Annotated in this window: 12 protein-coding genes; 7 read left to right on the plus strand and 5 right to left on the minus strand. The window is 68.5% G+C overall.

From position 1 onward, the window contains the following. Positions 1–119: 119 nt before the first annotated feature. The 3 genes from ACKI2N_RS16010 to lspA all read left to right on the plus strand — a co-directional run bounded on the left by ACKI2N_RS16010 (position 120) and on the right by lspA (position 4676). The gene (locus ACKI2N_RS16010) at positions 120–1127 is read left to right on the plus strand and encodes a bifunctional riboflavin kinase/FAD synthetase (RefSeq protein ID WP_420993568.1); all 1008 of its coding nucleotides are present in this window, start codon (positions 120–122) and stop codon (positions 1125–1127) included. A gap of 142 nt (positions 1128–1269) precedes the next feature. After that, positions 1270–4149: an isoleucine--tRNA ligase gene (gene ileS / locus ACKI2N_RS16015; RefSeq protein ID WP_420993567.1), complete on the plus strand. Its 2880-nt coding sequence runs from the start codon at positions 1270–1272 to the stop codon at positions 4147–4149. Then, the gene (gene lspA, locus ACKI2N_RS16020; protein ID WP_420993566.1) at positions 4149–4676 is read left to right on the plus strand and encodes a signal peptidase II; all 528 of its coding nucleotides are present in this window, start codon (positions 4149–4151) and stop codon (positions 4674–4676) included. The genes ileS and lspA overlap by 1 nt, the downstream gene beginning before the upstream one ends. A 28-nt stretch (positions 4677–4704) precedes the next feature. Here the strand turns inward: lspA and ACKI2N_RS16025 are convergent, their stop codons facing one another. Next, on the minus strand, positions 4705–5298 hold the full coding sequence (locus tag ACKI2N_RS16025) for a YdcF family protein (protein WP_420993565.1): 594 nt from the start codon (positions 5296–5298) through the stop codon (positions 4705–4707). Between the two features lie 185 nt (positions 5299–5483). Between ACKI2N_RS16025 and coaBC the strand changes: the two genes are divergently transcribed. The 3 genes from coaBC to dut all read left to right on the plus strand — a co-directional run bounded on the left by coaBC (position 5484) and on the right by dut (position 8344). Continuing rightward, a complete protein-coding gene (gene coaBC, locus ACKI2N_RS16030; RefSeq protein WP_420993564.1) occupies positions 5484–6680 on the plus strand; it encodes a bifunctional phosphopantothenoylcysteine decarboxylase/phosphopantothenate--cysteine ligase CoaBC in 1197 nt (398 codons plus the stop codon). Between the two features lie 65 nt (positions 6681–6745). After that, the gene (locus ACKI2N_RS16035) at positions 6746–7768 is read left to right on the plus strand and encodes an LLM class flavin-dependent oxidoreductase (protein WP_420993563.1); all 1023 of its coding nucleotides are present in this window, start codon (positions 6746–6748) and stop codon (positions 7766–7768) included. 75 nt (positions 7769–7843) lie between these two features. After that, positions 7844–8344, plus strand: coding sequence for a dUTP diphosphatase (gene dut, locus ACKI2N_RS16040; protein WP_420993562.1), 501 nt, complete (start codon positions 7844–7846; stop codon positions 8342–8344). A gap of 28 nt (positions 8345–8372) precedes the next feature. On the opposite strand, the gene ACKI2N_RS16045 is transcribed toward dut, so the two are convergent. The 4 genes from ACKI2N_RS16045 to clpS form a co-directional block, all read right to left on the minus strand. Next, positions 8373–9215 (minus strand): VOC family protein, encoded by an 843-nt coding sequence (locus tag ACKI2N_RS16045; RefSeq protein WP_420993561.1) that lies wholly within the window; start codon positions 9213–9215, stop codon positions 8373–8375. Positions 9216–9239: 24 nt separating this feature from the next. Further along, positions 9240–10253: a Bug family tripartite tricarboxylate transporter substrate binding protein gene (locus ACKI2N_RS16050; RefSeq protein ID WP_420993560.1), complete on the minus strand. Its 1014-nt coding sequence runs from the start codon at positions 10251–10253 to the stop codon at positions 9240–9242. Positions 10254–10415: 162 nt separating this feature from the next. Next, entirely contained in the window at positions 10416–12719 is a 2304-nt protein-coding gene (gene clpA, locus ACKI2N_RS16055; RefSeq protein ID WP_420993559.1) for an ATP-dependent Clp protease ATP-binding subunit ClpA, read from the minus strand. Beyond that, positions 12716–13042 (minus strand): ATP-dependent Clp protease adapter ClpS, encoded by a 327-nt coding sequence (clpS, locus tag ACKI2N_RS16060; protein WP_006157525.1) that lies wholly within the window; start codon positions 13040–13042, stop codon positions 12716–12718. Before clpS ends, clpA begins: the two co-directional genes overlap by 4 nt. Before the next feature lie 497 nt (positions 13043–13539). Between clpS and ACKI2N_RS16065 the strand changes: the two genes are divergently transcribed. Next, the gene (locus ACKI2N_RS16065) at positions 13540–13746 is read left to right on the plus strand and encodes a cold-shock protein (RefSeq protein WP_420993720.1); all 207 of its coding nucleotides are present in this window, start codon (positions 13540–13542) and stop codon (positions 13744–13746) included. The last annotated feature ends 204 nt before the right edge of the window (positions 13747–13950 follow it).

Below are 13950 nucleotides of genomic sequence, written 5' to 3' on the forward strand. Positions count from 1 at the left end.
CGATGGGCCGATCCGTGCACAAAAACGCCAGCCTGCGTGCCGGGCCTGGCGCCTCCGGGGAACTCGTCCCCCATTCGCCTTATAATGCTCGCTTTACCCAAACGCTTGACGCCGTCCTCGTGAAAGTCTTCCGTGGCCTGCCCAATGCCGAGAGCCGGGCGCCCTGCGCCCTCACCATCGGCAATTTCGACGGTGTCCACCGCGGCCACCAGTCGCTGCTCGCGCGCGCGCGCGCGGCGGCCGACGCGCGCGGCCTGCCGCTGTGCGTGATGACCTTCGAGCCGCACCCGCGCGAGTTCTTCACCCCGGACAAGGCGCCCACCCGCATCGCCCTGCTGCGCGACAAGCTCGAGAGCCTGCGCCGCAACGGGGTCGACCGCGTGGTGGTCGAGCATTTCAACGCCCATTTCGCCGCCCAGTCGCCGCAAGCCTTCGTCGAGAACGTGCTGTGGCACGGCCTGCACGCGCGCTGGCTGCTGGTCGGCGACGATTTCCGCTTCGGCGCGAAGCGCGCCGGCGATTTCGCCTACCTGCAGGAGGCCGGCGCCCAGTTCGGTTTCGACGTGGAGCAGATGGGCTCGGTCTCCGAAGGCGGCGTGCGCATCTCCAGCTCCGCGGTGCGCCAGGCGCTGGCCGGCGGCGATCTCGAGCATGCGCGCCGCCTGCTCGGCCACGGCTACGCCATCAGCGGGCACGTGGTGCACGGCCGCAAGCTCGGGCGCGACCTGGGCTTTCCCACCATCAACCTGCGCATCTCGCACAAGCGGCCGGCGGTCAGCGGCATCTTCGTGGTGCAGGTGCACGGGCTGGGCGAGCATCCGGTGCCCGGCGTGGCCAGCATCGGCGTGCGCCCGACCATCGAGGATGCCGGCCGGGTCCTGCTGGAAGTGCATCTGTTCGACTTCAGCCAGAGCGTCTACGGCAAGCTGGTGCGGGTCGAGTTCATGAAGAAGCTGCGCGACGAGGCCCGCTTCGACGGCCTGGAGGCGCTGACCGCGGCCATCGCCAAGGACTGCGCGGATGCGCGCGCGTTCTTCGGCCTGACCGTGCCGGGCTCGCCCGAGGGCACGCCCCCGGCCGCGGGCGGGCGCGACTTCGCCACCTCCGCCACCGACCGAATTAGCTAGCGCCCCGTTCCCGCACCGCGGGACCCGGGTCGCTACCCCTTCAAACCCGAGGCTTCCCCGCAGCCAGCCCACGCCGTACCGCGCGCCCGCAGCCAGCCGAGCTGGTGCCCCGCGCGCCAACCGAATTGCCCCGAGAATCGACATGTCCAACGACAAACGCGCCAAGCCCGAAAAAAGCAAGTATCCGGTCAACCTGCTCGACACCCCGTTCCCGATGCGCGGCGACCTGCCCAAGCGCGAGCCGCTGTGGGTCAAGCAGTGGCAGGACAAGCAGATCTACAAGAAGATCCGGGCCGCCCGCAAGGGCGCGAAGAAGTTCATCCTGCATGACGGCCCCCCGTACGCCAACGGCGACATCCACATCGGCCATGCGGTGAACAAGATCCTCAAGGACATGATCATCAAGGCGCGCGGCCTGTCGGGCCTCGACGCGGTCTACGTGCCGGGCTGGGACTGCCACGGCATGCCGATCGAGATCCAGATCGAGAAGCAGTTCGGCAAGGGCCTGCCGGTGCAGGAAGTCCAGGCGAAGGCGCGCGCCTACGCCACCGAGCAGATCGCCCGCCAGAAGCTGGACTTCGAGCGCCTGGGCGTGCTGGGCGACTGGGACCATCCCTACCTGACCATGAACTACAGCAACGAAGCCGACGAGCTGCGCGCGCTGGGCAAGATCATGGAGAAGGGCTACGTGTTCCGCGGCCTCAAGCCGGTGAACTGGTGCTTCGACTGCGGCTCGGCGCTGGCCGAGGCCGAGGTCGAGTACAAGGACAAGACCGACCTTTCCATCGACGTGGGCTTCCCGTTCGCCGAGACCGACAAGCTGGCCCATGCGTTCAGGCTGCCGGCCGCGCAACTGGCGGCCAAGCCGGGCTGGATCGTGATCTGGACCACCACGCCGTGGACCATTCCCTCCAACCAGGCGCTCAACGTGCATCCGGAGGTGGAATACGCGCTGGTCGACACGCCGCGCGGCTACCTGATCCTGGCCACCGAGCGCGTCGAGGAACAGCTCAGGGTCTACGGGCTCGAGGGCAGCGTGCTGGCCACCACCACGGGCGCGGCTCTGGCGGAGATCCGCTTCCACCACCCGCTGGCCGGGACCGACGCCGGCTACGACCGCCTCTCGCCGGTCTACCTGGGCGAATACGTCACCACCGATACCGGCACCGGCATCGTGCACTCGGCGCCGGCCTACGGCGTGGAAGACTTCCAGTCCTGCAAGGCGCACGGCATGACCGACGCCGACATCATCAGCCCGGTGATGGGCGACGGCGTCTACGCCAGCACGCTGCCGCTGTTCGGCGGCGAGAAGATCTGGGACGCCAACCCGAAGATCGTCGCGGTGCTGGAAGCCTCGGGCAACCTGTTCAATTCGCACAAGTACACCCACAGCTACATGCACTGCTGGCGCCACAAGACGCCGATCATCTACCGCGCCACTTCGCAGTGGTTCGCGGGCATGGACGTGGACCCGGCCGACGACGGCCCCACCCTGCGCGAAACCGCGCTGGCCGGCATCGAGGCCACCGAGTTCTACCCTGCCTGGGGCAAGCAGCGCCTGCACAACATGATCGCCAACCGGCCGGACTGGACCCTGTCGCGCCAGCGCCAGTGGGGCGTGCCGATGGCCTTCTTCGTGCACAAGGAAACCGGCGCGCTGCACCCGCGCACGCCGGAACTGCTGGAAGAAGTGGCCAGGCGCGTGGAGCAGCACGGCATCGAGGCCTGGCAGACGCTGGACCCGCAGGAACTGCTCGGCGACGAGGCCGCCCTGTATGAAAAGAACCGCGACACGCTCGACGTCTGGTTCGACTCCGGCACCACGCACTGGACCGTGATCCGCGGCTCGCACCGCGCGGACCTGTACGATCCGTCGGCCGACCTGCCCGACGGCCGCCTGGCGGACCTGTACCTGGAAGGCTCGGACCAGCATCGCGGCTGGTTCCACTCCTCGCTGCTGACCGCCTCGATGCTGTACGGCAAGCCGCCCTACAAGGCGCTGCTCACGCACGGCTTCACCGTGGACGGCGAAGGCCGCAAGATGTCGAAGTCGGTCGGCAACACGGTCTCGCCGCAGGAGGTGTCGAACAAGATGGGCGCCGAGATCATCCGCCTGTGGGTGGCCTCGACCGACTACTCCGGCGAGCTGTCGATCTCCGACGAGATCCTCAAGCGCGTGGTGGAAGGCTACCGCCGCATCCGCAACACGCTGCGCTTCCTGCTGGCCAACCTGGCCGACTACGACCACGCGCAGCATGCGCTGCCGGCCTCGGAATGGCTGGAAATCGACCGTTACGCGGTGGCGCTGGCCGGCCGCCTGCAGCGCGAGATCCTGTCGCACTACGAGGCCTATGAGTTCCACCCGGTGGTGGCCAAGCTGCAGACGTTCTGCTCGGAAGACCTGGGCGGCTTCTACCTCGACGTGCTCAAGGACCGCCTCTACACCACGGCGCCCGGCTCGCAGGCGCGCCGCGCCGCGCAGAACGCGATCTACCACATCACCCAGGCCATGCTGCACTGGATGGCGCCGTTCCTTTCGTTCACCGCCGAGGAAGCGTGGCAGATCTTCGGCCACGGCACCGCGCACCGCGACACCATCTTCACCAGCACCTACTACGAGGTGCCGGCGGTCGACGAAGCCGACGACCTGCTGCAGAAGTGGCACACCATCCGCGACGTGCGCGCGGAAGTCACCAAGCAGCTCGAAGCGGTGCGCGTGGACGGCGAGATCGGCTCGTCGCTGCAGGCCGAGGTCACCATCCAGGCCGGCGGCCCGGTGCTGGCCGCGCTGCAAAGCCTGGCCGACGACCTGCGCTTCGTGCTGCTGACCTCGGCGGCCAAGGTGGAGCCGGCACCGGAGGGCGGCGACCTGCTGGTGACCGTGACGCCGTCGGTCCACGCCAAGTGCGAGCGCTGCTGGCACTACCGCGCCGACGTCGGCCGCGACCCGGCCCATCCCACCCTCTGCGGGCGCTGCGACAGCAACCTGTTCGGCGCCGGCGAACACAGGAGCCACGCCTGATGGCCGCCACCACCACGCGCGGCGCGCGCGCCGGCAAGCGCGCCAGCAAGGGCAGCAACACCACGCCGCTGTTGTGGCTGGCGTTCGCCCTGCTGGTGATCGTGCTCGACCAGTTCTTCAAGATCGTCATCGTCAGGACCTTCGCCTACGGCGAATCGCGCCCGGTGACCGGCTTCTTCAACCTGGTGCTGGTCTACAACAAGGGCGCCGCCTTCAGCTTCCTGGCCGACGCCGGCGGCTGGCAGCGCTGGTTCTTCACCGCGCTGGGCGTGGTGGTGGGCCTGTTCATCGTGTGGATGCTGTACCGCCACACCGGCCAGCGCCTGTTCTGCTTCGCCATCTCGCTGATCCTGGGCGGCGCCATCGGCAACGTGGTCGACCGCGTGGCCTACGGCCACGTGATCGACTTCCTCGATTTCCACGTCCGCAACTACCACTGGCCCGCGTTCAACGTGGCGGACTGCGCCATCACGGTGGGCGCGGTGCTGCTGATCATCGACGAGCTGCGGCGCGTGCGCCGGCACTGAGCGCGCCGGGCGCCAGCGAGCGCCGCGCTCAGTAGCGCACGGCGTACCAGGCGTGCTTGAGGTATTCGGCAAGCACCGCGCCCGCTTCGTAGACCACCAGCGACTTGTCGAGGCTCACGCCGGGGTGGACGCCGTGGGCGCCCCACTCGACCTCGCCCCAGCTCTGGCGGAACGATTGCAGGGCCCGGCTGGTGTGATACCAGCTGGTCACCAGCACCGCCCGGCGGGGTACGAACCGTTCCAGCTGCGCCCGCGTCATGCGGGCGTTTTCCATGGTGCTGCGCGACATGCACTCGTAGCCGATGCGCCCGCGCGGCACGCCGGCCATGACCAGGCGCCGCACGTTCAGCAGGCAGTCGCCGGTGCCGGTGACGAACACGAACGGCGCCACGCCGGCGTGGTACAGCTCCGCCGCGCCGATCACGCGCTCGCCCGACTCCCCGCCCAGCACCACGATCCAGTCCGCCCGCGCCGGCACATCCTCGCGCGGCAGCCAGTCCTTGGCGAAGGCCAGCAGCAGCAGGGCCAGCGCCAGGCCGGCGGCCAGCAGCAGCAGGATCCGGTTCTGCAGGCGCAGCGGATGCTGCGGGCGGTGCTGGCGGAACAAGGGACGTGGCGACATGAGGACGGTGGGAAAGTGAGAGGCCGGGATGGCCGGGAACGCCGGCGGCGGCGCGCGGCAAACGCGCGCGCGGGCAAGCCGGTATTATTGACGTTTCTCCGGCGCAGCGGCATGCAATTGCAGGGCAATTGCCAGGCAAGCCAGCCGCGGCACCCGGATCACACCTTCGAGCAAAGAGCATATCCATGGATCTGCGAGGCAAGCATCTCGTCCTTGGCCTGACCGGCGGCATCGCCTGCTACAAGTCGGCCGAGCTGGTCCGCCTGCTGACCAAGGCCGGCGCCACCGTGCAGGTGGTCATGACCGAGGCCGCGACCCAGTTCATCACCCCGGTCACCATGCAGGCGCTGTCCGGGCGGCCGGTGTTCACCTCGCAGTGGGACGCGCGCGTGGGCAACAACATGGCCCATATCGACCTCTCGCGCGAGGCCGACGCCATCCTGATCGCGCCCGCCTCCACCGATTTCCTCGCGCGGCTGGCACACGGCCTGTGCGACGACCTGCTCTCCACGCTGTGCATCGCGCGCGACTGCCCGCTGCTGGTGGCGCCCGCCATGAACCGCCAGATGTGGGGCGCGCCGGCCACGCAGCGCAATGCCGCCCAGCTGCGCGCCGACGGCGTGACCATCCTCGGCCCGGGCAGCGGCGACCAGGCCTGCGGCGAGATCGGCGACGGCCGCATGCTGGAGCCGGCGGAGCTGGTGGAAGACCTCGTCGCCTTCTTCCAGCCCAAGCCGCTGGCGGGCCGCCGCGTGGTGATCACGGCCGGGCCGACCTTCGAGGCCATCGACCCGGTGCGCGGCATCACCAACCGCTCCTCGGGCAAGATGGGCTTTGCCATCGCGCGCGCGGCGCGCGAGGCGGGCGCCGACGTGATCCTGGTGGCCGGGCCGACCGCGCAGCCCACGCCGCGCGGCGTGGCGCGCGCCGACGTGGAAAGCGCCCAGCAGATGTTCGATGCGGTGCTGGCGAACCTGACCGGCGCCGACGTGTTCATCGCCGTGGCGGCGGTGGCCGACTGGCGCCCGGCCGAGGTGGCCACGCAGAAGCTCAAGAAGGCGAACGACACCGACACGCCGACGCTGCGGTTCGTGCAGAACCCGGACATCCTCGCGGCCGTGGCGGCGCGCGCGAACGCGCCCTACTGCGTGGGCTTCGCCGCCGAGAGCGAGAAGCTCGAGCAATACGGCGAGCAGAAGCGCCAGCGCAAGAATGTGCCGCTGCTGGTGGGCAATATCGGCCACCAGACCTTCGGCCTCGACGACAACGAGATCGTGCTGTTCGACGCCAGGGGCGTGACGCGCCTGCCGCGCGCGGACAAGCTGACGCTGGCGCGCGACCTGGTGGCCGCCATCGGCCAGCGCCTGCCGGCACGCACATGAGCGCCTGCCGCTGAACCCCGGCCGCCCGACCCTTCGCACGAGTCCCCTTCCGCACGAGTCCCCACATGCCTGAAAGCAAACCCAAGCTGCGCCTCTCGGTGCTGGACCAGAGCCCGGTCATCGCCGGCCACAGCGCGCGCGACGCGCTGGCCGCCACGGTGGAGCTGGCGCAGGCCGCCGACGCGCTCGGCTACACGCGCTACTGGTGCGCCGAGCATCACGGCCTGCGCGGCGTGTGCAACCCCGCGCCGGAAGTCATGCTGGCGCGCCTGGGCAGCGTCACGCAGCGCATCCGGCTGGGCTCGGGCGGCGTGATGCTGCCCTACTACAGCCCGTTCAAGGTGGCCGAGCAGTTCCGCATGCTCGAAGGCCTGTTCCCGGGCCGCATCGACCTCGGCGTGGGCCGCGCGCCAGGCGGCGACATGCGCACCGCGCAGGCGGTGGCGATGGGCGACTACAACCGCGGCGACCATTTTGCCGAGCAGGTGCAGGATCTGTCCTGGCTGCTGCGCGGCGAGGTGCCGCCGGGCCACATCGCCGAGGGCGTGGTGCTGCAGCCGGAGATCGATACCCGCCCCGAGCTGTGGGTGCTGGGCTCGAGCGACTACGGCGGCGCGCTGGCGGCCAGGCTGGGCCTGCGCTTCGCCTTCGCCCACTTCATCAACCCGCACATGGGCCACGCCGTGGCGCGCCACTACCGCGAGGACTTCACGCCCGCCTACGACGAGCGGCCGTACAGCGCTGCGGCGATCTTCGTGATCTGCGCCGATACCGAGGCCGAGGCGGCGGCGCTGGAGCGCGCGGTGGACCTGCGCCGGCTGCAGATGGCCTACGGCGTCAACGCGCCGATCCCGTCGCTGGCGCAGGCCGCGCAGCACGAGCCCACCGAGCGCGACCGCCTGATCGTCGAGCGCGAGCGCCCGCGCACCATCTGCGGCACGCCGGAGCAGGTCGCGCAGCGCATGCTGGACCTGCGCGAGCGCTTCCAGGCCGACGAGCTGGTGGTGCTGAGCGTGGCCGCCAGCTACGCGGCGCGGCTGCGCACCTACGAGTTGCTGGCGCAGGCCTTCGATCTTTCGGCGCAGTGAGGCCGGCCGGCGCGGCGGCCCGTTCGGCTATCATCCCGGGTTGCCAACGTTTTTCGTTTCCGGGACCGACCAGCCATGACCATCGAAGCCAATCCGACCGTCGAAATCAAGGTGCTCGACGCACGCCTGCACGAGTGGGGCCTGCCCGCCTACCAGAGCGACATGGCGGCGGCGATCGACCTGCATGCCTGCCTGGATGCGGCGCTCTCCATCGAACCCGGCACGCCGGCGCAACTGGTGCCGGCCGGCATCGCCGTGCACATGGGCAATCCCTACATGGCGGCCACCATCGCGCCGCGCTCGGGCCTGGGCCACAAGAAGGGGCTGGTGCTGGGCAATTCCATCGGCGTGATCGATGCGGACTACCAGGGCCCGATCATGGTCAGCGTGTGGAACCGCAACGCGCCCGGCACCGAGCCGATCGTGATCCAGCCGGGCGAGCGCATCGCGCAGATGATGTTCGTGCCGGTGCTGCGGCCGGTGTTCAGGACGGTGGAGGATTTTTCCGCGGATACCGCGCGCGGCGCGGGCGGCTTCGGCTCGACCGGCGTGCATCACGCCGGCAAGGGCGCCTGAGCGCCCCGGGCCGGGAAGGCAGGCGCGCTCAGTGCGCCTGTTCGAACAGCAGCGCCACCCCGCCGGCCAGCGCGGCCGGGATCAGGCTCTGCGCCGGGCCGAGGTCGACCGCCCCCACACCGGCGTCGCGCCAGCCCGCGCGGGCCGCGGCGAGATCGGCGGTGCGCAGCCGGATGGCGGCATAGCCGGGCACCGCGCGCCGCACCTGCTCGGTGCCGGTGGCCGCCGACAGCGCCTGCGGCGTGGTCACGACCAGCGTCGCGCCGTCCAGCGCCAGGCTGCAGATGTGATCGTTGAGCTGGGTCATCTCGCCGCCGGTGAGTTCGGCGTAGGCGCGGCCGGCCGCGTCCACCAGCGCCGGCGCCACCACCAGGAACATGGTGGCGATGCCGGTGGCGCCGTTGGCGTGCGTGGTCCACTCGGGACGCCACAGCAGTTCCGGCGTGAGATGCTCGCAGAAGAAAAAGCGCGCTCCCGGGGCGTCGTCGATGGCGGTGACGCGGAACGTGGCGGGATGCTCGCTGCCGTCGTCCAGCCGCACCGGGCGCGAGAACTTGACCGGCTCCGAGGCATGCCAGCCGTCCGCGCGCAGCTGCGCCGCCGCCGCGACGCCGTCGGCGCTCTTGCAGGACAGCGCGGCGCAGCCGCCGCCGGCCTGCTGGGCATCCCAGTAATACTGGCGCGTGGGGCTGGGCGCGGTGACGTGCAGCAGCTCCAGGTAGTCGCGCTCCAGCATCACGCAGTGGTTCTGCGAGCCGAGCGTGTGGTAGCCGCGCGGCGTCAGGGTGAAGCCGAACCCGCGCCACGCTTGCGCAGCGGCATCGAGGTCGGGGCACACCATCACGGCATGGTCTAGCGGTTCCGTCGTCATCGCTACCTCTGCAATTTGCTGCAATCAATCGAACTGGATATTGGCCTTGCGCGCTACCGCCTGCCACTTGTCGTGCTCATGCCGCACCAGGCTGGCGAGTTCGGCGGGCGTGCCGCCGACGATCTCGAAGCCCTGCATGGCCAGCGCATCCATCACGCGCGGCTGCCGCAAGGCTTGCACCAGCGCATCGTGCAGGCGCGCCACCACCGGCTCGGACAGGCCGGCCGGGCCGAACACGCCGATCCAGGAATAGGCCTCGAAGCCGCGGTAGCCCTGCTCGCTCACGGTCGGCAGCTGCGGGAACTGGCGCAGCCGCGTGGTGCCGGTCACGCCCAGCAGCTTGACCGTCTTGGCCGCCACGTGCGCCTGCACGGCGGCATAGCTGGAGAAGAAGACGTCGACTTCGTTGGACAGCACGGCCTGCACCGCCGGGCCGCCGCCTTTGTATGGAACATGGAGGAAGCGCACCCCGGCCTCGGTCGCCAGCGCCTCGGCCGCCAACTGGTTGAGGCTGCCCACGCCAGACGACGCGTAGTGGATGCTCTCCGGCTTTTCGCGCGCCATCGCCACCAGTTCCTTCACGTTGGAAGCCGGCAGCGAAGGGTTGGCGGCGATCACCAGCGGAAAGCGCACCAGTTGCGAGATCGGCGTGAAATCGCGGAAGGTGTCGTACGGCAGTTGCTTGTAGGCAAACGGGTTGATGGCGTGGGTGTCGAACGCCATCAGCAAGGTGGTGCCGTCGGGCTTGGCGCGCGCCACCGTGCTGGAGGCGATCAGGCCGCCGGCGCCCGGCTTGTTGTCGATCACCACGGTCTGGCCGAGGCCGGCCTTGAGGCCGGGCTGCAGCTGGCGCGCGACGATGTCGACGCTGCCGCCGGGCGGGAACGGCAGCACCATCGAAATGGGCCGCCCGGGGCCGCCAATGGGGGCATCGCCGCCCTGGGCGGCGCGGCCGGGCACGGGAATCAGGGGCATCGCGCCCAGCGGCAGCGATTTGAGCAGCAGGCGGCGCAGCCGCGAGCGGTCGGTCAGGGACATCGGGTACTCAGGCGAATGGCGGGCTCGACGCGGCTGCCGTGGCAGCCGCACCCGGCCACAACAAAAAAGGGCGGCATTGCTGCCGCCCTGTATTTTGCCCGAGGATAGCACGAATTGCTGACGGCAGGCCTGCCGTCCGCCTTCGTGGCCCGCGCGTGCGCCTTACACCTCTGCCTTCTCGTTCTCGGGTGACTCCGGCGGTTCCGGCGGCTCCGCCGCGGCTTCGGTGAAGTCGAGCTTGATCTGGTCCTGCTCGTCGAGATCGACCACCACCTTGCCGCCCGAGACCAGCTTGCCGAACAGCAGCTCGTCGGCCAGCGCCTTGCGGATCAGGTCCTGGATCAGGCGCTGCATCGGCCGCGCGCCCATCAGCGGGTCGAAGCCCTTCTTGGCGAGGAACTTGCGCAGTTTCTCGCTGAAGCTGGCTTCCACCTTCTTCTCGTGGAGCTGTTCCTCGAGCTGCATCAGGAACTTGTCCACCACGCGCAGGATGATTTCCTCGTCCAGTGAGCGGAAGCTGATGATGGCGTCCAGGCGGTTGCGGAACTCCGGCGTGAACATGCGCTTGATGTCGGCCATCTCGTCGCCCTGCTCGCGCGCCGAGGTGAAGCCGATGGTGGCGCGGTTCATGGTCTCCGCCCCCGCGTTGGTGGTCATGATGATGATCACGTTGCGGAAGTCGGCGCGGCGGCCGTTGTTGTCGGTCAGCGCGCCGTGGTCCATCACCTGCAGCAGGATATTGAAGATATCCGGGTGCGCCTTCTCGATTTCGTCCAGCAGCAGCACGCAGTGCGGCTTCTTGGTGACGGCCTCGGTCAGCAGGCCGCCCTGGTCGAAGCCCACGTAGCCCGGGGGCGCGCCGATCAGCCGGCTCACCGCATGGCGTTCCATGTACTCGGACATGTCGAAGCGCAGCAGCTCGATGCCCATGATGAAGGCAAGCTGCTTGGCGACTTCGGTCTTGCCGACGCCGGTCGGGCCGGAGAACAGGAACGAGCCGATCGGCTTGTCGGTCTTGCCCAGGCCGGCGCGCGACATCTTGATGGCCGAAGCCAGCGCCTCGATGGCCGGGTCCTGGCCGAACACCACCGACTTCAGGTCGCGGTCCAGGGTCTGCAGCTTGCTGCGGTCGTCCTGGTTGACGCTCTGCGGCGGGATGCGGGCGATGCGCGAGACGATGTCCTCGATCTCGCCCTTGCCTATGGTCTTCTTCTGCTTGGACTTCGGCAGGATGCGCTGCGCGGCGCCTGCCTCGTCGATCACATCGATGGCCTTGTCCGGCAGGTGGCGGTCGGTGATGAAGCGGGCCGACAGCTCGGCCGCGGCAGTCAGCGCCGCCGCCGCGTACTTGACGCCGTGGTGCTCCTCGAAGCGCGACTTCAGGCCGCGCAGGATCTGCACGGTCTGGTCGACGGACGGCTCGACCACGTCGATCTTCTGGAAGCGGCGCGACAGTGCGGCGTCTTTCTCGAAGATGCCGCGGTATTCCGTGAAGGTGGTCGCGCCGATGCACTTGAGCTGGCCCGACGACAGCGCCGGCTTGAGCAGGTTGCTGGCGTCCAGCGTGCCGCCCGAAGCGGCGCCCGCGCCGATCAGCGTGTGGATCTCGTCGATGAACAGGATCGCGTTCGGATTGTCCTTGAGCGACTTGAGCACGCCCTTGAGGCGCTGCTCGAAATCGCCGCGGTACTTGGTGCCGGCCAGCAGCGCGCCCATGTCGAGCGAGTACACGACCGCCTTTTCGAGGATGTCGGGCACTTCGTTCTTGGTGATGCGCCAGGCCAGGCCTTCCGCGATGGCGGTCTTGCCGACGCCGGCCTCGCCCACCAGCAGCGGGTTGTTCTTGCGCCGGCGGCACAGCACCTGGACCACGCGCTCGACTTCGCTCTCGCGGCCGATCAGCGGATCGATCTTGCCGGCCTTGGCCAGCACGTTCAGGTTCTGGGTGAACTGCTCGAGCGGGCTTTCCTTGCCGTCGCCGCCTTCGCCCTCGGCCGCGCCCTCGCCATGCTTGGCGGGCTCGGCCTGGTCCTTGCGGATGCCGTGGCTGATGAAATTGACCACATCCAGCCGGGTCACGCCCTGCTGCTGGAGGTAGTACACCGCGTGCGAGTCCTTTTCGCCGAAGATCGCGACCAGCACGTTGGCGCCCGTGACTTCCTTCTTGCCGTTGGAAGTGGACTGCACGTGCATGATGGCGCGCTGTATCACGCGCTGGAAGCCCAGCGTGGGCTGGGTATCCACCTCGTCGGTGCCGGGCACCACCGGGGTATTGTCCGCGATGAAATTCTTCAGGCTGGTGCGCAGGTCCTCGATATTGGCTGCGCAGGCGCGCAAGACTTCCGCTGCCGTGGGGTTGTCAAGCAACGCCAGCAGCAGGTGCTCCACGGTAATGAACTCGTGGCGTGCCTGCCGCGCTTCAACAAACGCCATGTGCAGGCTGACTTCCAATTCTTGCGCAATCATGCTTCCTCCATCACGCACTGCAACGGATGACCCGCCTGCCGCGCGTGCGTTGACACCAGCTCGACCTTCGTCGCCGCGATATCCCTGGTATAGATACCGCAAACCCCCTTGCCTTCCCGGTGGACGGTGAGCATGATCTGCGTCGCCGTCTCCCGGTCCCTGCTGAAATACTGCTGCAGGATCATCACGACGAACTCCATCGGGGTGAAGTCGTCATTCAGCAGCAGCACCTTGTACATGGCGGGCGGTTTGAGCGCCTGCTCTTTCCGCTCCAGTACGGTGCCTGCTTCGCGTTGTGGGACATTTGCCAGCCGTGTAGCCATGGCTTTATTCTAACCCTTACGCACAACTCTGCAATTTGGGGAAAAGACACCGGATTCAAGAGGCCGATGCAGCGGCCGTCGAAATTCCGGAGATGCCGAATGCATCCGGGGACACTCGGGGAGCGCAAGGGCGCCGCCGGGCTCCAATCCCCTCCAAAATACCACCTACCGCCGTTCCTTTCCCGCCACACCCTACGGAGAGTGGGGAATCTGCCATCTTGACAGTGCGCGGGTTTGACAGAAGAATCGATCGCACATTCAGTCTGGTAACGCGAGCCAAGCAATAATCCGGACTTGGGTGATCCGTGAGCAGGGAGGCCCACGAATCCGGCGGCGGCGAGTCAGCATCCAGAAACTGGCCGCCACGCGGTACCCGCAAGTCGTGCCATCGTGCCCGGCCGGTCCGACCGGCCCGAGCGCTAGGCCGCATGCCGGGTACCCGGCTGGCCGCGGCGCTTTCCCCCGCTCGTATCCTGCTTTTTTTGTTGGGGGAGTTTATGGCAAGCGGTATCGTCAAATGGTTCAATGACGCCAAGGGCTTTGGGTTCATCAAGCCGGACGACGGCGAAGAAGAACTGTTTGCGCACTTTTCGGCCATCCAGATGAGTGGCTTCAAGACCCTGAAAGAGGGTCAGCGCGTGTCCTTCGAAATCATCCAGGGTCCCAAGGGCAAACAAGCCACCAATATCCAGGACGCTGCCTGAAGACGCTGTGCATGGCCGCACCAGCCGGCAGAGCTAGCGGCGGCCACGAAAGGATGCGGGGGAGTTCTCCCCGGAACGGGATCGGCCTGTAGCCCCCCGGAGACCGCCCGGCCTCAACCGCCGGGGTGCCTGGTCCGGAAAAAAGCAGGCTGAACAGCAGTACGCGGCGCATCCGTCAAAAAGCCCGGTCAGGTCAATGCCGGG

It is taken from the genome of Cupriavidus sp. 30B13, from assembly GCF_049059565.2.
In the GTDB taxonomy this organism is placed as follows: Bacteria; Pseudomonadota; Gammaproteobacteria; order Burkholderiales; family Burkholderiaceae; genus Cupriavidus.